The following is a 17,935-nucleotide window of genomic DNA, read 5'->3' on the forward strand; positions in this document are numbered from 1 at the left end:
CCGACAAGACCAGCGAGCGGTTGGTGCTCGAACCCGAGATGTGCGTCGATTGGCAGGGCGAGAAGCCCCGCCCGCCGGCCTCGAAGCCCATGGGCACCGGCCCCACCATCGAGCGGCAGGCCGGGCGCATTCCCCCGGCGCCGGCCACGGTGCAGGCAAAGGACGGCGCCGCCTTCCACAAGCGGGTGTCCGAGCCCGACATCGCCGGGGCGCTGGGCGCGACGATCCGCCGGATCTGGGCCAATATCCTGGGGGTGCTGCTGTTCAGCGGCGTCTCGAACATGCTGGTGCTGGCGATCCCGATCTACCTGTTCCAGATCTCGGACCGGGTGCTGACCAGCCGCTCGATCGACACGCTGGTCATGCTGACGGTGGTGATCGTCGGCGCCGTGCTGCTGCAGGTGGTGTTCGACGCCATCCGGCGTGGCATGCTGCTGCGCAGCTCGGTCGACATCTCGGCCCGGCTGGGCGCGCCCATCCTGTCGGCGGCGGCGCGCGCCTCGCTGCAAAGCGCCGGGCAGGAATACCAGACGCTGGGCGATCTGCAGCAGGTGCGCAGCTTCCTGGTCTCGGGCACGCTGCTGTCGCTGCTGGACCTGCCCTTTGCGCCGCTGTTCATCCTGGCGATCTTCCTGGTCCATCCGCACCTGGGCCTGATGGTGCTGACCACGGCGGTCCTGCTGATGGCCATCGCGATGATGAACCAGCGCGCCACCGCGAAATCCTTTGCCGAGGCGAACCGGCACCTCAGCCGCGCCAACCTGCACCTGGATTCGATGATGCGCAATTCGCAGATCATCAACGCGCTGGCGATGATCCCCGAGGCCGTGACCATCTGGGGCCGCGACGCCGCCAGCTCGATGACGGCGCAGGTGCGCGCCCAGGACCGCAACATCGCCTTTGCCGGCGCCTCGCGCGCGGTGCGGCTGCTGACGCAGGTGGGGCTGCTGGGCTGGGGCGCCTACCTGGCGCTGCACGGCGAGATCACCGGCGGCATGGTCATCGCCGCCTCGATCATCGCCGGCCGCGCGCTGGCCCCCATCGAGGGCGCCATCGAGGGCTGGAACCACGTGCTCTTGTCGCGCGCCGCCTATGGCCGCATCTCGGCGCTGCTGAAATCCTCGCCGCTGAACCAGCAGCGGCTGAAGCTGCCCCATCCCGAGGGCCGGCTGGATGTCGAGCGGCTGCTCTACGTCCCGAACGGGACCAAGCGGGTGGTGCTGAACGCGATCACGTTCTCGTTGAACCCCGGCGCATCGCTGGCCATCGTCGGCAATTCCGGCGCCGGCAAGACGACGCTGGGCAAGATGCTGGTCGGCTCGATCCTGCCCACCTCGGGCAGCGTGCGGCTGGACCTGATGGACCTGCGCAACTGGGACCAGCGCCAGCTGGGCCAGTGCATCGGCTATCTGCCGCAGGACGTGCAGCTGTTCCCCGGCACCATCAAGGACAACATCGCCCGGATGCGGCCCGACGCCCGCGACGAAGAGATCTACCAGGCCGCGGTGCTGGCCGATGTCCACGACATGATCGCCAAGCTGCCCGAAGGCTACGAGACCATCGTGGCCGCCGACGGATCGCCGCTGTCGGGCGGGCAGAAGCAGCGCATCGGCCTGGCGCGGGCCTTTTTCGGCGGCCCCCGCCTGGTGGTGCTGGACGAGCCGAACTCGAACCTCGACACGGCGGGGGACCGCGCGCTGTCCAGGGCGATGGCGTTGGCCAAGAAGGACGGCATCACCATGATCGTCGTGACGCAGAAATACCAACTGCTCCAGGACGTGGACAACATCATGCTGCTGGCCGACGGGCAGATCGCCGCCTTCGGCGCGCGCGACCAGATGCTGGAGCGGCTGGCGAGCCGCAAGCCGCCGCCGGGCAACCAGCCCCCCGCCATGGCCCGCCCGCCGCAAGCCCAGACCCCGCAGGCTCATGTTCAGCCCCAGGCCCAGCAGCCGCCAGCCGCCCCGCCCCAGGCCGGACCGGGCCGGCAGCCCGCGACACCCCCCGCACCGGAGGCAGGCCGATGACCAGCAGATCCGACCCCGACGGCCTCTATGACCGGGTTCCGCGCTCGGTGACGCGGCATCTGGTCTTTGGCATCGCCCTGCTGGTGCTGTCCCTGGGCGGGTTCGGCACCTGGGCCTTCCGGGCGCCGCTTGCCGCGGCGGTGATGGCGCCGGGCAGCTTCGTCGCCACCGGCCGCAACAAGATCGTCCAGCACCTGGAAGGCGGCATCATCCGCGAGATCCTGGTCGACGAGGGCGAGGAAGTGACCGAAGGCCAGGTGCTGATCCAGCTGGACCGCACCGCCGCCATCGCCAACCGGCGCGAGCTGGAATTGCGCCGCGCCCGGCTCGAGGCGATCAGCGCCCGGCTGCGGGCGGAATATGCCGGCGCCGAGACGCTGGTCTTCGACGGCTTCCTGCGGGAATATGAGGACGAGCCCAGCTTTGCCGCCATCATGGCCGAACAGCAGGCGGCCTTTCGCGCCGCCCGCGCCCGGCTGGATGGCGAGGTCATCCTGCTGCAAAGCAATATCGCCGCCAGCCGGTCGCGCATCGAGGGCTACCAGGGCCAGCTGGCCGCCATCGAGACCCAGCTTGCCCTGCTGCGCGAGGATCTCGGCGCCCGCGACACGCTGCTGCAGCGCGGGCTGGTGCGGCGCAGCGACGTCAACGTCCTGGCGCGGGCCATCGCCGATGCCGTGGGCGAGGCGGGCCGCATCAGGGCGCTGATCGCCGAGACGGAAGAGGCCGTGCGCAAGGCCGAAAGCGAGATCGAGCAGGCGCTGACCCAGCACAAGCAGGCCGCGCTGAACGAAAGCCAGGGCATCGAGGCCGAGCTGGACAGCGTCCGCGAGCAATCGCTGAAGGCGCAGGACGTGCTGGAGAGGGCCTATATCACCTCGCCCGTGTCGGGGACCATCGTGCGCATGCATTACCACACGCCCGGCGGGGTGATCGAGGCGGGCAAGCCGATCCTCGAGATCCTGCCGCAGGATGCGCCGCTGATCATCGAGACCCATGTCGCGCGCACCGACATCGATGAGATCGAGGTCGGGCAGAAGGCGGCGGTGCGGCTGACTTCGCTGAACCAGCGCACCACCCCGGTGCTTCAGGGCCACCTGGTCTATGTCTCGGCCGATGCGCTGGCCACGCAGACCGACGGTATCCAGCGCGAGGTCTATGTGGTGCGCATCGACCTGCCGCCCTCGGAGCTTGGGCGGGTGCATGGCTTCCGGCCGACGCCGGGGATGCCGGCGGAGGTCATGATCGAGACCTCGGCCCGGACCTTCGCGCAATACCTGGTCAAGCCGATCGAGGACAGCCTGTCGCGGGCCTTCCGCGAGAATTAGCCTTGGCGGCGGCGGGCCGGCCCGGCAGTGCCGGTTGGCGTGGCTTTCGGCGCGGAACCGGACTTGGCGTTGAAGAGAAAGGATAATTTCCCGCGCAGCGGCCGGTTTTGCCGCGGCACCCCTGCGGGCCGGCCCGGCGGCGGGCCGGGCTGGGGATTGCCCCTTGCCCGGCCTGCGGCTATCGCAGGCAAAAAGGGGTCCGGCAATCATGAGCTTCAACACCTTCGGTCGCGTCTTCACCTTCACCACCTGGGGCGAAAGCCACGGTCCGGCGCTGGGCGCCACGGTGGACGGCTGCCCGCCGGGCGTGGCGCTGGACGAGGGCTGGATCCAGCAATTCCTGGACCGCCGCCGCCCCGGCAGTTCGAAATTCACCACGCAGCGGCAGGAGCCGGACCGGGTGCGCATCCTCTCGGGCGTCTTCGAGGGGAAAACCACCGGCACGCCGATCCAGCTGATGATCGAGAACACCGACCAGCGCAGCAAGGATTACGGCGAGATCGCCCAGGCCTTCCGCCCCGGCCATGCCGACATCGCCTATCACCTGAAATACGGCATCCGCGACTATCGCGGCGGCGGCCGTTCCAGCGCGCGCGAGACGGCGGCGCGGGTCGCGGCGGGCGGCGTCGCGCAGGCGGTGCTGCGCGAGCTGGCACCGGGGCTGAAGATCACCGGCTACATGGTGCAGATGGGCGAATTGCACCTGGACCGGGCGAATTTCGACGCGGCCGAGATCGGCAACAACCCGTTCTTTCTGCCCGACGCCTTGGCCGTGCCGGCCTGGGAGGATTACCTCAACGCCATCCGCAAGGCGCAGGACAGCGTCGGCGCCGCCGTCGAGGTGCTGGTCCAGGGCTGCCCGCCGGGGCTGGGCGCGCCGGTCTATGCCAAGCTGGACACCGACCTGGCCGCCGCGATGATGTCGATCAACGCGGTCAAGGGCGTCGAGATCGGCGAGGGCATGGCCGCCGCCGCCCTGACCGGGACCGCGAATGCCGACGAGATCCGCATGGGCAACGAAGGCCCGCGTTTCCTTTCGAACCATGCCGGCGGCATCCTGGGCGGCATCTCGACCGGGCAGGACATCCTGGTGCGATTCGCCGTCAAGCCGACCAGCTCCATCCTGACCCCGCGCCGCACCATCGACCGGCGGGGCGAGGAGATCGAGTTGATCACCAAGGGCCGCCACGATCCCTGCGTCGGCATCCGCGCCGTGCCCATCGCCGAGGCCATGGCGGCCTGCGTGATCCTGGACCACCTGCTGCTCGACCGGGCGCAGACCGGCGGGCAGCGCGGCCGGATCGGCTAGGCAAGGCGCGCGATGGGCGGGGAAGGGAACGCCGTTCCCCTCTTGGCCCGTTCCGGGCCAATTCACCCCATGGGGTATTTGGAAAACGGAGAAGGCCCTGGCGCGGCGGGTTTCAGCCGTTCACCGTTTTGCAGATACTCCTGCATTGTTGCGGAACTGTTACATTGCTTTCGCATAACCGTCGCATCGGCGTTCTAGAGAACGCACAGGCCGAGTCCGGCCCCATGGAAATGTCAGGAGTGATCCTATGAAATCCGCGAAATTCACCGTGTCGGCGCTGGCCGTGATCGCCGCTTCGGCCACGGCCGCCGCCGCCCGCGACCAGATCCAGGTCTCGGGCTCGTCCACGGTGCTGCCCTATTCGACCATCGTCGCCGAGGCCTTTGGCGAGAATACCGATTTCCCGACCCCGGTGGTGGAATCGGGCGGCTCCTCGGCCGGGCTGAAGAAATTCTGCGAGGGCGTGGGCGAGAACACCATCGACATCGCCAACGCCAGCCGTCCGATCAAGGCCAGCGAGATCGAGGCCTGCAAGGCCGCCGGCGTGACCGAGATCATGGAAGTCCGCATCGGCTATGACGGCATCGTCTTTGCCAGCGACATCGCCGGCAACGACTTTGCCTTCACCCCGGCCGACTGGTTCAACGCGCTGGCGGCCGAAGTCGTGGTCGACGGCAAGGTCGTTGCGAACCCCCATGCCAAGTGGAGCGACATCCGCGCCGAGCTGCCCGACCAGGAGATCCTGGCCTTCGTGCCCGGCACCAAGCACGGCACCCGCGAGGTCTTCGAGGAAAAGGTGATCGCCGCGGGCTGCGAGGAATCGGGCGCCGCCGAGGTGCTGAAGGCCGAGAAGGGCGAGGACGAGGGCGCATCGGCCTGCATGGCGCTGCGCACCGACGGCAAGTCCATCGACATCGACGGCGACTATACCGAGACCCTGGCCCGCATCCAGTCGGCCAAGAACGGCATCGGCGTCTTCGGCCTGTCCTTCTATGAGAACAACACCGACAAGCTGAAGGTCGCGACCATGGCCGGGGTCAACCCCTCGACCGAGACCATCGCCTCGGGCGAATACCCGGTTTCGCGCCCGCTGTTCTTCTATGTCAAGAAACAGCATATCGGCACCGTGCCGGGGCTGAAGGAATTCGCGGAATTCTTCGTCTCGGACGAGCTGGCCGGGCCGGAAGGGCCGCTGGCCGCCTATGGGCTGGTGGCCGACCCGGAACTGGCCGCGACCCAGGCCGCCGTCGCCGACGAGGCGATCCTTTCCGAATGACCTGCCGGGCGCGGGGGGCCGCCCCCCGCGCCCGTTCCGTTTCCCTGGCTCGAGGGCTCACATGCCTGTCTCATGGACCTTGCTCGTCGTCCTTGCCCTTGCCGGCGCGGGCTATCTTGTCGCCCGCGCGCGCGTCGTCGCGATGGCCGGGGGCGATGTGCGGCGGCTGCATTCGCGGCCCAGCTATCACGGCTGGAACGCCGCCTTGCTGACGGCGCTGCCGGCGCTGTTCCTGATCGCGATCTGGCGCTTCGTGCAGCCGGCGGCGAACCCGACGCCCGTCGCCATCCTGGCGCTGGTGCTGGCCGCGGCCGGGCTGGGCCTTGCGCTTTTCCGCGCCGCGCCGGGCTTTCGCGCCCGCAACGCGGTCGAAGCCATGGTCAAGGGCCTGCTGATCCTGTGTTCCAGCATCGCCATCCTGACCACCGCCGGGATCGTCTTTTCGATGCTGTTCGAAACCGGGCATTTCTTCCAGAAATATTCCTGGCACGAGTTCTTCTTTGGCACCACCTGGTCGCCGCGTTTCGGCGGCGGCTCGCAGCTGGGCATCCTGCCGCTGCTGTGGGGCACGATCTACATCTCGCTGATCGCGCTGGCGGTCTCGGTGCCGATCGGGCTGTTCGCGGCGATCTACATGTCCGAATACGCCTCGGCCAGGCTGCGCGGCGTGGCCAAGCCCATGATCGAGGTGCTGGCCGGCATCCCGACCATCGTCTACGGCCTTTTCGCGCTGATCACCGTGGGGCCGATGCTGCGCGACTACTTCGCCCAGCCGTTGGGCCTGGGCAATTCCGGCTCGTCGGTGATGACGGCGGGGCTAGTCATGGGCATCATGCTGATCCCCTTCGTCAGCTCGCTGTCGGACGACATCATCAACGCCGTGCCGCAATCCTTGCGCGACGGCGCGCTGGGCCTGGGCTCGACGCAATCGGAAACCGTGCGCAAGGTGGTGCTGCCCGCCGCGCTGCCGGGCATCGTCGGCGCCGTCCTGCTGGCCGCGTCCCGCGCCATCGGCGAGACGATGATCGTCGTGCTGGGCGCGGGGGCCGCCGCCCGCATGGACCTGAACCCGTTCGAGGCCATGACCACGATCACCGTCAAGATCGTCAGCCAGCTGACCGGCGACAACGATTTCGCCGCGCCCGAGACGCTGGTCGCCTTTGCGCTGGGGCTGACCCTTTTCGTCATCACGCTGGGGCTGAACATCGTCGCCCTCTACGTCGTGCGCAAATACCGGGAGCAATACGAATGAGCGACGCAACCCTGCAAGGCGCGCAGCCCCGCCCGTCGCTGCTGGCCGCCGACCCGCGCACCCGCAAGCGCAACGCCGCCGAGGCGCGGTTCCGCGCCTATGGGCTGGGCGCCATCCTGGTCTCCATGGTGATGCTGGTGATCCTGCTCTTCACCATCCTGACCGGCGGCATCGGCGCCTTTCGCCAGACCTACCTGGAAATCCCGGTCGCGCTGGACGCGGCGCAGCTGGACAAGAACGGCAACCGCGACCCCGCCGACCTGCGCAAGGTGCTGACCCTGACCTATGGCAAGATCCTGCAGCAATCGCTGGAACAGTCCATCGCCGACAAGGGCATCGCCATCGCCGAGCTGTCCGACAAGGACGTCTCGGGCCTGATCTCGAAAGAGGCCTCGGCGCAGCTGCGCAACCGCGTGCTGGCGGACCCCGAGCTGATCGGCCAGACCGTCGAGGCCCGCGTGCTGGTGAACGGCCGGGTTGACGGCTATTACAAGGGCCGCGTCAGCATGGAAAGCGCGGCGCGCGACGCCAATACCTCGCCGGCGCAGCTGCAACTGGCCGATGCGCTGAAGGCGCAGGGCATGCTGGCGACCCAGTGGAACTGGTCCTTCCTGACCAGCCCCGACGCCTCGGACCAGCGCCCCGAGGCCGCGGGCGTCGGCATCGCCATCCTCGGCTCGCTCTACATGATGCTGGTGGTGCTGGTGCTGTCGGTGCCGATCGGCGTCGCCGCCTCGATCTACCTGGAGGAATTCGCGCCCAAGAACCGCTGGACCGACATCATCGAGGTGAATATCTCGAACCTGGCCGCGGTGCCCTCGATCGTCTTCGGCATCCTGGGCCTTGCCGCCTTCATCAACTTCGCCGGGCTGCCGCAATCGGCGCCCATCGTCGGCGGCCTGGTGCTGACCCTGATGACGCTGCCCACCATCATCATCGCCACCCGCGCGGCGCTGAAGGCGGTGCCGCCCTCGATCCGCGACGCGGCGCTGGGGGTGGGGGCGTCCAAGATGCAGTCGGTGTTCCACCACGTCCTGCCGCTGGCCATGCCGGGCATCCTGACCGGCACCATCATCGGCCTGGCCCAGGCCCTGGGCGAGACCGCGCCGCTGCTGCTGATCGGCATGGTGGCCTTCGTCAAGAACTTCCCCTCGGCCCCGCCGGACGGGCTGTTCGAACCCGCCTCGGCCCTGCCGGTCCAGGTCTATAACTGGACCCAGCGCGCCGACCCCGCCTTCATCGAGCGCGCCTCGGGGGCGATCATCGTGCTGCTGGTGTTCCTGCTCTGCATGAACCTGCTTGCCATTCTCCTGCGCCGCAAGTTCGAGCGCCGGTGGTAATCTCGGGAAGGAGACCCGATATGAACGACATGAGACTTCTGGAGCGCAGCGTGGACCAGTCGGAAATCAAGATCGCGGCCCGCGACGTGCAGGTCTGGTATGGCGAAAAGCACGCGATCAAGGACGTGAACGTCGATCTGCTGGACAAGACCGTGACCGCCTTCATCGGTCCCTCGGGCTGCGGCAAGTCCACCTTCCTGCGCTGCCTGAACCGCATGAACGACACCATCGACATCAGCCGGGTCGAGGGCAAGATCACGCTCGACGGCGAGGACATCTACGACAGGCGCGTGGACCCGGTGCAGCTGCGCGCCCGCGTCGGCATGGTATTCCAGAAGCCGAACCCCTTTCCCAAGTCGATCTATGACAACGTGGCCTATGGCCCGCGCATCCACGGCCTGGCCCGCAACCGCGCCGAGCTGGACGAGATCGTCGAGAAATCGCTGCGCGGCGCGGCGCTGTGGAACGAGGTCAAGGACCGGCTGAACGATCCCGGCACCGGCCTGTCGGGCGGACAGCAGCAGCGGCTTTGCATCGCCCGCGCCGTGGCGACCCAGCCCGAGGTGCTGCTGATGGACGAGCCCTGCTCGGCGCTGGACCCCATCGCCACCAGCCAGGTCGAGGAGCTGATCGACCAGTTGCGCGCCCAGTTCTCGGTGGTGATCGTGACCCATTCCATGCAGCAGGCGGCCCGCGTCAGCCAGAAGACCGCCTTCTTCCACCTGGGCAACCTGGTGGAATACGGCAACACCGACGACATCTTCACCAATCCGCGCGATCCGCGCACCGAAAGCTATATCTCGGGCCGCATCGGCTAGGCCGGAAAGGGATCTGACATGAACAACGAACGCCACATCCTGTCCGCCTTCGACCGTGACCTGGAAACCGTGCAGGCGCTGGTCGTCAAGATGGGCGGCATGGTCGAAAGCGCCATCCACGACGCCGCCATCGCGCTGGAGACCCGCGACGGCGAGCTGGCCGACGACATCCGCCGCCGCGACAAGGCCATCGACGCGCTGGAGCACCAGATCAACGAGGAGGCGGCGCGCCTGATCGCGCTGCGGGCGCCGCGGGCGACCGACCTGCGCATGGTGCTGTCGGTCATCAAGATCTCGCATATCCTCGAGCGGGTGGGCGATTACGCCAAGAACATCGCCAAGCGCAGCAACGTGCTGGCCGACATGCCCGCCATCGACGGCGCCGGCATGGCGCTGCGCCGCATGTCCGCCACGGTCGAGGCGATGATGAAGGACGCGCTTGACAGCTATATCCAGCGCGACGCCGCGCTGGCCGGCGACGTGCGCAAGCGCGACCTCGAGGTGGACCAGATGTATAACGCGCTGTTTCGCGAGTTCCTGACCCATATGATGGAAGACCCGCGGAACATCACCGCCTGCATGCACCTGCATTTCATCGCCAAGAACATCGAGCGCATGGGCGACCACGCCACCGGCATCGCCGAGCAGGTGATCTACCTGGCCACGGGCGAGTTGCCCGAGGATCCGCGCCCCAAGGGCGAAAGCGTGCCGCGCATGGAGGGGGCCTGATCCATGGCGCAGACCCAACCCTGTGTCCTGGTCGTCGAGGACGAAGGCGCACAGCGCGAGGTGCTGAAATACAACCTCGAGGCCGAAGGCTTCGACGTCGTACTGGCCGAGAACGGCGACGAGGCCATGCTGCTGGTGGCCGAGGAGCAGCCCGACCTGATCGTGCTGGACTGGATGCTGCCCAATGTCAGCGGCATCGAGGTCTGCCGCCGGGTCAAGGCCGACCCCTCGACGCGGCAGATCCCGATCATCATGCTGTCGGCGCGTTCCGAAGAGGTGGACCGGGTGCGCGGGCTGGAGACCGGCGCCGACGACTATGTGGTCAAGCCCTATTCCGTGGTCGAGCTGATGGCGCGGCTGCGCACCCAGCTGCGCCGCACCCGGCCGGCCTCGATGGGCGAAAGGCTCAGCTTCGGCGACATCATCCTGGATGCGGGCGAGCATCGGGTGTTCCGCGCCGGCCAGCCGCTGCACCTGGGGCCGACCGAATTCCGCCTGCTCTCGACGCTGATGGAAAAGCCCGGCCGGGTCTGGACGCGCGAGCAATTGCTGGACCGGGTCTGGGGCCGCGACATCTATGTCGACACCCGCACCATCGACGTCCATGTCGGCCGGCTGCGCAAGGCGCTGATGGCCCATGGCGGCGACAACCCGGTGCGCACGGTGCGCGGCACCGGCTATTCGCTGGGCTGAGGATCCGGCTACCGCCGTTTTCCCGCCCGTTGCCATGGCTGGCGGCCCCCGCCTGCATGCGCGGCCGGTGCGGCCAAGGGGCTCAGAGCTTTCCAGGCTTACCCCGCCAGGGAGCCTCGATCCGCGAAATCCTGCGGCCGCAGCTCCGGCCCGGTCCTGAGCTGGCGGATGCCCGGCGGACCGCAGCGCGCCACGCCTTCGCAGAGGAGCGCCGGCGGTTCGGGAGTGCCGCGTGGCTTCCAGGTTCTGCACTCGCAAGCGGGCTTCCGTTTGGGAACGGTTCGTGCTTCGAGCGTCTTGCGGAGCTTGAATGGCACCTCTCGCGCTGAGGGATCGGGAATGGGCGCGGATTGCACCGCTTCTTCCCGACAAGCCTTGGTCTTGCGCGGACGCACGACCGGCGCGTCCTGAACGGGATCTTCTCCATCCTGCGGACAGCGCCGCCCTGGCGCGACCTTCCCGAGCGCTACGGTCCACATGCGACCGCTTCTAACCGATGGGCCAGGGTGGGCGTTTGGCTTCGGGTTTTCGAGGCCTTGGCGGCCGCTTCGCTCCAGTCGATGCCGTTGATTGACAGTTCCATCATCCGGGCTCACCAGCATGCCGCCGGCGAAAAGGGGCCCCGGATCATGCCATCGACCGCTCTCGTGGAGGACTGACCAGCAAAATCCATGTTGTGCTCGACGAAAGCGGACTGCCGGTTCGCCTCGCTCCTGCGGCGGGCCAGGCTTCCGACAAGGTGCGGCGCCCGCGCTGCTTGAACAGCCGCCTGCATCGTCGCTGCCGGTCGCGGCTATCACGGGCAGCATCTGGTCGATCTGGTTTCCCGACGGGACGGGCAAGCCCAGATCCCCACCCAGCGCAACCGCAAGGTCCAGCGATCGCTCGACCCAGCAGCCATCTGCCGCTAGGGTCTACGGGTCTACGGGTCTACGGGTCTTGCCGATCCGGGGAACTTCCCTTCCGATTGCCGGGTCGTGCAGACGACAACCGCCAGCCGCGGAACCAGTTTCCGCGGCTGGCTTTCGGTCTCGCGGCTGCGGGCTTGAGTTCCCACGCCCCGCAGTCAGTTCTGCGCCAGCAGGTCGGTGATGCGGCGCACGGCGACGCGGCGGTTCTGCCGCTCGGGCCCGTCGGTCGACACCAGCAGGAACTGCTCGCCATAGCCCTGCACCACCATGTTCTCGGGCGGCACCTGGAAATATTCCGCCAGCGCCAGCGCCACCGATTCCGCCCGGCGGTCGGACAGCGCCAGGTTGGCGGCATCCGAGCCGACGGCATCGGTATAGCCCTCGATCATGTAGATCTCGCGCGGGTTCTGGTCGATGCTGTCGCGGATCACCTTGCCCAGCGTCGCCAGTTGCTGCGCCTGGTCGGGGGTGATCGCCGAGGAGCCGGTGTCGAAGGTGATCTCGGGCACGTTCACCGGAGCGACCAGGGCGCGGACCTCGGGGATGTTGCGGACCTGGCCCAGGCTGAAGCGGCGGTCCACCGCCGCCTCGCGGTTCAGCGCCTCGCGCAGCGCGGCCTCGTCCAGCCGCTCGCGGTTGATGCGGACCGGCGGCGGCGCCGGCAGGGTCGAGATCTGCACCGGCTGCGCCTGGGTATCGTCGATCAGCCGGGTTTCCGTGCCATCGGCACGCAGCAGGGTGCGGCGCAGGATGTTCATGTTCGCGTCGCGGATGGTGACGACCCGGCTGCCGTCGGCACGCACCACCGTGGTCCGGGTCGAGCCGTCGTCGAAGGTTTCCGTCTGCACGTTCGAGCCGGGCCGGTACAGCAGGGTATTGTCGTCCTTGATCACCTGCTGGCTGCCGTCGGGCAGGGTGACGACCACCCGGTCGCCGGTGTTCAGCGCCACCTGGCGGTCGTTGGACAGCATCTTGCCGACCGCCATCCCGGCCGCACCGGCAAGCAGCAGCTTGGCGATGTCCTTGACCGTGTCGTCGTCATCGTCGTCCTGGCGCGCCTCCTGCGCTTGCGGATCGGCGGCGGGCTGCTGCTGTTGCTGTTGCATGCCCTGCATGACCGAGGTGGCGAATTCCTCGGCCGAACTGCGGGCGTTTTCCTCGGTGATCTGCATCTCGTCCAGCTGGCCCTGCGCCGGTTCGGCATCGCCGGCGGCCAGGGCGGCGGCTGCTGCGGGGGCCGCTTCCTCGGCCGCGCGCTGCGCGACGGCGTTCGGCTGCGCCTGGGCCTCGGGTGCCTGCACCTCGGCGGCCTGTTCCGGCTGGCCTTGCTCGGGTTGGGGCTGCTCCGGCTGGGCCTGCCCGGTTTGGGCCTGCCCGGCCTGGCCTTGCTCGGGCGCGGTCTCTTCGGGTTGCGCGGACTGGCCGTCGGCCTGTTCCTGCAAGCGGCGCTCCAGCTCTTGTGCATCGGGGCGCGGTTCTTCGCCCGTGGCCTGTTCGCCGGGCAACGGCTGCTCCGAGGGCTGGTCCGATTCGGGCCCGCTCTCTTGCGCCTGCTCTTGCAGGCGGCGTTCCAGTTCCTGCGCATCGGGGGTCTGGGAAGGCTGGGCCTCGTCCACCGGGGCCGGGTCGGCCTGCGGTTCCGCCTGCCCGGCCGATTGCGGCTCTTCGGCCGAGGTCTCGGCCTCGAGCGCCTTCTTCAGCGCCTCGGCGTCCTGGGCCGGTTCCTCCGCCTGCCCGGCCTGGCCGGCATCCTGCGGCGTGGCCGCATCCGGCTTTTGCGCGGGGGCGGGATCGGTCGTGGTCACGGCTTCGGGCGTATCCGGCTTGGGCGCAGGCTCGCCTTGCGGGGCCGCCTGCTCGGGTTGCGCGGCCTGGGGCTTGGCCGGCGGCTCGGCCGCCTCGACCACCGGAGGCTTGGGCTGCGGCTCCTCGGCCTGGGTCACTTCGGGCTTGGGCGCCGGGGAAGGGGCCGGCTGCTCTTGCGGTGCGGCCTCGCCCTGGGCCCGCGGCTCTGCGGCCGGTTCGGCGCCGGGCTCTGCGGCCGGTTCCGCGGGGGCTTCGGTTTCGGCGCCCTGCGCCTGGGGCTCGGCGGAGGCCTCGCCCTCGGCCTGCGGCTGTTCGGCCGGTTCCGGGGCAGGCTCTGCCGCGGGTTCGGGCGGCTCTTTCGGCTGCCCGGCCTCGGCCCCAGCTTGCTGGTCCGGGGGCAGGATGACCTGTTCGTCAGCGCCTTGGCCCTGCTGGTCCTGCGCCACCGCCAGTTGCGGGGCGATCAGGGACAGGCAGGTCACCATCGCGGTCGTGGTCTTGTAGATGCGGCGCATGTCGGTCCTCTTTTTCCGATGGTCGCTTGATCCCGGATCAACCTTCGGCCATCGGTGCAGTTCCCCAACAAGCGCGTGACCGCCGCGTGATCGGAGAGGCGAGGGGCCTTAGCCGCCGCTCAGCGCCAGCCTGCCGCCGGCCATGCGCTGCACCCGGCCCGACAGTTCCAGCGACAGGATCGCGGGGGCAAGGACCGCGGCGGGCACCCCCAGGTCGCGTATCAGCATGTTCTCTCCGGTCGGGCTGGGGCCAAGCCGCGCCAGGATCCGCCCCTCCAGGTTCACCGGGCCGCCGGCGTCGCGCGGCCGGTGCGTCACCACCGGGCGGGGGGTGTCGTGGCCCAGTTCCGCAAGCCGGCGGGCGACGGCGGCCGGCTGCCTGACCCGCCCGGAAACCGCGGCGGTCGGGGTGGCGGCCGGCGCGGGCTGTTCCGCCGCGGCCGCCGGGCCGTTCGATTGCAGCGCCGCCAGCACATCGGCGGAATTGCGCACCAGCAAGGCGCCGTCGCGGATCAGCGCATTGCAGCCGGCGGCCCGCGCATCCATCGGATGGCCCGGCACCGCCATCACCTCGCGCCCCTGGTCCAGCGCGCAGCGCGCGGTGATCAGGCTGCCCGAGCGATGCGCGGCCTCGACCACGACCACGGCGCGCGACAGGCCCGAGATGATGCGGTTGCGGGCCGGGAAATGCCGTGCCACGGGTTCCGTCCCCGGTGGCTGTTCGGTGACGAGCAGGCCGGTTTCGCAGATCGCCTCGGCTAGGGCCGCGTTTTCGTTGGGATAGATCATGTCGATGCCGCCGGCCATGACCGCGATGGTGCCGCCGTGCAGCGCGGCCTCATGCGCGACGGTGTCGATGCCGCGCGCCAGCCCGGCGACGACCGCCGTGCCCGACTGCGACAGGCCCGCGGCCATGCCCCGCGCCATGCGCAGGCCCAGCGACGAGGCGTTGCGCGCGCCGATCACCGCCACGGGCATGCGCTCCAGCACCGCCATGTCGCCGCGCAGCCACAACACCGGCGGCGCCTCGGCCACCGTGCGCAGCAGGGCGGGGTAATCCGGGTCGCCCCAGGTCACCAGCCGGGCGCCGGCGCGGCGGCCGGCCGCGATCTCGGCCTCGGCGACCGAAAGGGGGCAGGGGGTGTAATCCTGGATCCCCGCGGCCTGGGCCATCGCCGGCAGGGCGGCCAGCGCCGCCTGGGCGCTGCCATGTTCGCCCAGCAGCCGGTGGAAGGTCGCCGGCCCCACCTTGCGAGAGCGGATGAGGCGCAAGGCCGCAAGCCCCTCCCCTTTTGGGCGGGGTTCGTGGTGGGGGTCCAAGGAAAGCTGCCTTGCCATCATGTTCCATGCCTCTGCCTGATCCGCAGGCCGAAACATCGCATGGCAAAGGTTAAGAATGGGTTAGCCGGCGAAGAATTTCTTCAACCCCTTGGAATCGCGGCTGTTCAGGTCGCCGAGCCGCCGATGGTCAGCCCGCCGATGCGCAGTGTGGGCAGGCCGACGCCGACCGGAACCCATTGCCCCTGCTTGCCGCAATTGCCGATTCCCGGATCCAGCGACAGGTCGTTGCCGATGGCGCGGATCTGCCCCAGCGCGGTCGCGCCGTCGCCGATCAGGGTCGCGCCGCGGATCGGGTCGCCGACCTGGCCGTTCTTCACCCGATAGGCCTCGGTGCAGGAGAACACGAACTTGCCGTTGGTGATGTCCACCTGCCCGCCGCCGAAGCCGACCGCATAGATGCCGTCCTCGAGCCCGGCAAGGATCGAGGCCGGATCCTCGGACCCCGCCAGCATGAAGGTATTGGTCATGCGCGGCATGGGCGCATGGGCATGGCTTTGCCGGCGCCCGTTGCCGGTCGGCGCCACCCCCATCAGCCGGGCGTTCTGCCGGTCCTGCATGTAGCCGACCAGGATCCCGTCCTCGATCAGGACGTTGCGGCCGGGGGGCGTGCCCTCGTCATCGACCGAGATCGAGCCGCGCCGGTCGGGAATCGTGCCGTCGTCGACCACGGTCACGCCGGGCGCGGCGACGCGCCGGCCCATCAGCCCGGCAAAGGCGGAGTGCCCCTTGCGGTTGAAATCCCCCTCGAGCCCGTGGCCCACGGCCTCGTGCAGCAGGATGCCGGGCCAGCCCGGCCCCAGCACCACGTCCATCACGCCTGCAGGCGCCGGGACCGAGCGCAGGTTGACCAGCGCGATGCGCAGCGCCTCGCGCACCAGCCCCTGCCAATGCTCGGGCGCGACCAGGCCCGTAAGGCCGATGCGCCCGCCGCCGCCGGCGGTTCCCGATTCGCGCCGCGCGTTGGATTCCACGATGACCGAGACGTTCAGCCGCGCCATCGGACGGATGTCGGTGGCCAGCCCGCCCTCGGGGCGCAGGATCGCCACTTCCTGCACCGAAGTCGCGATGCTGGCCGAGACCTGGACCACCCGCGGGTCCAGTCCGCGCGCGAATGCGTCGATTTGCCGCAGAAGCGCCACACGGGCGGCAAAGGGCACCTCTTCGGCCGGGTCGATGGCGGCGTAAAGCGGGCGGATTTCGCCTTGCGGTGGCAAGGCCAGCGTGCCGCCGCCGGCGCCGACCGCCAGCCGCACCGTCTGGGCCGCCTTCTTCAGCGCGGCCTCGTCGATCTCGGTCGAATGGGCATAGCCCGTCACCTCGCCGCGCACGGCGCGCAGGCCAAAGCCCTGTTCGGCGTCATAACTGGCGGTGCGCAGCCGGCCGTCGTCGAAGACCAGCGCCTCGGAACGCGCGCGTTCCAGGAAAAGTTCGCCGTCATCCGCGCCCGCCAAGGCGTCGCGCAGGATGCGCAGCGCGCGGTCCTGATCGAGATGCGTCCGAAAGGGCGAAAACGAAGCGTCTGTCATGGAACCGGTCCTTGTCATGTCGCCCGGCCTAGGGGTTTTTTGACAAGAAGTCGATAGGTATGGCTTGCCCGCCGGGGTAAGATATGGTTCTGGTGCAGGACCGAATGCTGGGGGCTCTGGGACAGGGGTCTGCCGGTGGCATGATAGGCAACGGGATGGGATGATGGCAATTGCGACCAAGCGCCGCGGGGTGGCGGCGGTGATGAGCCTGGGAGTTGCGACGATGACGGCCGTGCCGGCCGGGGCGCAGGACGTGCTGGGCGATCTGCCGGTGATCGGCAAGCCGGTGAACGGCGGGATGAACTTCCAGCCGGCGTCGAGCCCGCTGGCGCATGACCAGCAGTGGCTGGATCATTTCGTGCTCTACATCATCACGGCCGTGACGATCTTCGTCTGCCTGCTGCTGCTGATCTGCATCGTGCGCTTCAACCGCCGGGCGAATCCGGTGCCGGCGCGCTTTACCCACAACACCCCGATCGAGGTGATCTGGACCCTGGTCCCGGTGCTGATCCTGGTCGCCATCGGCGCCTTCTCGCTGCCGATCCTGTTCCGCAGCCAGGAGATGCCGAACGATCCCGACCTGGTGATCAAGGCCATCGGCCACCAGTGGTATTGGTCCTATGAATATCCCAACGAGGCCATCGCCTTCGATGCGCTGATGCTGGAGAAGGAAGCCCTGGCCGACGCCGGCTATTCCGAGGACGAATACCTGCTGGCCACCGACAATCCCGTCGTGGTCCCGGTCGGCAAGAAGGTGCTGGTGCAGGTGACGGCGACCGACGTGATCCACGCCTGGACCGTGCCCGCCTTTGCCGTCAAGCAGGACGCCGTGCCGGGCCGCATCGCGCAGCTGTGGTTCTCGGTCGACCAGGAAGGCGTCTATTTCGGCCAGTGTTCCGAGCTTTGCGGCATCAACCACGCCTATATGCCCATCGTCGTCAAGGCGGTCAGCCAGGAGAAATACGACGCCTGGCTTGCCGGCGCGAAAGAGGAATTCGCCGCCGACGCCTCGGACTACCTGCCCGCCAGCCCCATCAAGCTGGCCTCGGCAGAGTAAGGTCGGG

The 17,935-nt window shown here is 68.9% G+C and carries 14 protein-coding genes; 11 read left to right on the top strand and 3 right to left on the bottom strand.

Annotated elements, in window-relative coordinates:
• Positions 1-38: 38 nt before the first annotated feature.
• The 10 genes from E3U26_RS19605 to E3U26_RS19650 all read left to right on the top strand — a co-directional run bounded on the left by E3U26_RS19605 (position 39) and on the right by E3U26_RS19650 (position 11,431).
• A complete protein-coding gene (locus tag E3U26_RS19605) occupies positions 39-2,027 on the top strand; it encodes a type I secretion system permease/ATPase (RefSeq protein ID WP_499107514.1) in 1,989 nt (662 codons plus the stop codon).
• The gene (locus tag E3U26_RS19610) at positions 2,024-3,355 is read left to right on the top strand and encodes an HlyD family secretion protein (protein WP_499107346.1); all 1,332 of its coding nucleotides are present in this window, start codon (positions 2,024-2,026) and stop codon (positions 3,353-3,355) included. The genes E3U26_RS19605 and E3U26_RS19610 overlap by 4 nt, the downstream gene beginning before the upstream one ends.
• A 208-nt stretch (positions 3,356-3,563) precedes the next feature.
• Complete coding sequence (gene aroC / locus E3U26_RS19615; RefSeq protein ID WP_243784669.1) at positions 3,564-4,664, top strand: chorismate synthase; 1,101 nt, start codon at positions 3,564-3,566, stop codon at positions 4,662-4,664.
• A 247-nt stretch (positions 4,665-4,911) separates the two neighbouring features.
• Entirely contained in the window at positions 4,912-5,940 is a 1,029-nt protein-coding gene (locus tag E3U26_RS19620; protein WP_499107348.1) for a type 2 periplasmic-binding domain-containing protein, read from the top strand.
• 61 nt (positions 5,941-6,001) lie between these two features.
• A complete protein-coding gene (gene pstC / locus E3U26_RS19625; protein WP_214273979.1) occupies positions 6,002-7,192 on the top strand; it encodes a phosphate ABC transporter permease subunit PstC in 1,191 nt (396 codons plus the stop codon).
• Entirely contained in the window at positions 7,189-8,532 is a 1,344-nt protein-coding gene (gene pstA / locus E3U26_RS19630) for a phosphate ABC transporter permease PstA (RefSeq protein ID WP_036756844.1), read from the top strand. The genes pstC and pstA overlap by 4 nt, the downstream gene beginning before the upstream one ends.
• Before the next feature lie 20 nt (positions 8,533-8,552).
• Complete coding sequence (pstB, locus tag E3U26_RS19635; RefSeq protein ID WP_036756845.1) at positions 8,553-9,350, top strand: phosphate ABC transporter ATP-binding protein PstB; 798 nt, start codon at positions 8,553-8,555, stop codon at positions 9,348-9,350.
• Between the two features lie 18 nt (positions 9,351-9,368).
• Positions 9,369-10,079: a phosphate signaling complex protein PhoU gene (gene phoU / locus E3U26_RS19640; protein ID WP_114534901.1), complete on the top strand. Its 711-nt coding sequence runs from the start codon at positions 9,369-9,371 to the stop codon at positions 10,077-10,079.
• Positions 10,080-10,082: 3 nt separating this feature from the next.
• On the top strand, positions 10,083-10,772 hold the full coding sequence (gene phoB / locus E3U26_RS19645; RefSeq protein ID WP_036756851.1) for a phosphate regulon transcriptional regulator PhoB: 690 nt from the start codon (positions 10,083-10,085) through the stop codon (positions 10,770-10,772).
• 350 nt (positions 10,773-11,122) lie between these two features.
• Positions 11,123-11,431 (top strand): transposase, encoded by a 309-nt coding sequence (locus E3U26_RS19650; RefSeq protein WP_499107350.1) that lies wholly within the window; start codon positions 11,123-11,125, stop codon positions 11,429-11,431.
• Between the two features lie 407 nt (positions 11,432-11,838).
• Here the strand turns inward: E3U26_RS19650 and E3U26_RS19655 are convergent, their stop codons facing one another.
• From E3U26_RS19655 to tldD, 3 genes are all read right to left on the bottom strand, one after another.
• Entirely contained in the window at positions 11,839-14,004 is a 2,166-nt protein-coding gene (locus tag E3U26_RS19655) for an OmpA family protein (protein ID WP_499107352.1), read from the bottom strand.
• Positions 14,005-14,112: 108 nt separating this feature from the next.
• On the bottom strand, positions 14,113-15,345 hold the full coding sequence (dprA, locus tag E3U26_RS19660; protein ID WP_499107354.1) for a DNA-processing protein DprA: 1,233 nt from the start codon (positions 15,343-15,345) through the stop codon (positions 14,113-14,115).
• Between the two features lie 104 nt (positions 15,346-15,449).
• Positions 15,450-16,871, bottom strand: coding sequence for a metalloprotease TldD (tldD, locus tag E3U26_RS19665; protein ID WP_036756863.1), 1,422 nt, complete (start codon positions 16,869-16,871; stop codon positions 15,450-15,452).
• Between the two features lie 160 nt (positions 16,872-17,031).
• Between tldD and coxB the strand changes: the two genes are divergently transcribed.
• Positions 17,032-17,928 carry a cytochrome c oxidase subunit II gene (coxB, locus tag E3U26_RS19670; RefSeq protein WP_499107356.1) on the top strand — a complete coding sequence of 299 codons (897 nt, stop codon included), beginning with the start codon at positions 17,032-17,034 and terminating at the stop codon, positions 17,926-17,928.
• The last annotated feature ends 7 nt before the right edge of the window (positions 17,929-17,935 follow it).

Origin of the sequence: Paracoccus ferrooxidans, from assembly GCF_029909815.1 — a bacterium.
Lineage (GTDB): Bacteria > Pseudomonadota > Alphaproteobacteria > Rhodobacterales > Rhodobacteraceae > Paracoccus > Paracoccus versutus.

Coding starts and splice junctions, on each gene's coding strand:
- E3U26_RS19605 (WP_499107514.1), top strand. CDS start 39: ATGTGCGTCGATTGGCAGGGCGAGAAGCCCCGCCCGCCGGCCTCGAAG.
- E3U26_RS19610 (WP_499107346.1), top strand. CDS start 2,024: ATGACCAGCAGATCCGACCCCGACGGCCTCTATGACCGGGTTCCGCGC.
- aroC (WP_243784669.1), top strand. CDS start 3,564: ATGAGCTTCAACACCTTCGGTCGCGTCTTCACCTTCACCACCTGGGGC.
- E3U26_RS19620 (WP_499107348.1), top strand. CDS start 4,912: ATGAAATCCGCGAAATTCACCGTGTCGGCGCTGGCCGTGATCGCCGCT.
- pstC (WP_214273979.1), top strand. CDS start 6,002: ATGCCTGTCTCATGGACCTTGCTCGTCGTCCTTGCCCTTGCCGGCGCG.
- pstA (WP_036756844.1), top strand. CDS start 7,189: ATGAGCGACGCAACCCTGCAAGGCGCGCAGCCCCGCCCGTCGCTGCTG.
- pstB (WP_036756845.1), top strand. CDS start 8,553: ATGAACGACATGAGACTTCTGGAGCGCAGCGTGGACCAGTCGGAAATC.
- phoU (WP_114534901.1), top strand. CDS start 9,369: ATGAACAACGAACGCCACATCCTGTCCGCCTTCGACCGTGACCTGGAA.
- phoB (WP_036756851.1), top strand. CDS start 10,083: ATGGCGCAGACCCAACCCTGTGTCCTGGTCGTCGAGGACGAAGGCGCA.
- E3U26_RS19655 (WP_499107352.1), bottom strand. CDS start 14,004: ATGCGCCGCATCTACAAGACCACGACCGCGATGGTGACCTGCCTGTCC.
- dprA (WP_499107354.1), bottom strand. CDS start 15,345: ATGATGGCAAGGCAGCTTTCCTTGGACCCCCACCACGAACCCCGCCCA.
- tldD (WP_036756863.1), bottom strand. CDS start 16,871: ATGACAGACGCTTCGTTTTCGCCCTTTCGGACGCATCTCGATCAGGAC.
- coxB (WP_499107356.1), top strand. CDS start 17,032: ATGATGGCAATTGCGACCAAGCGCCGCGGGGTGGCGGCGGTGATGAGC.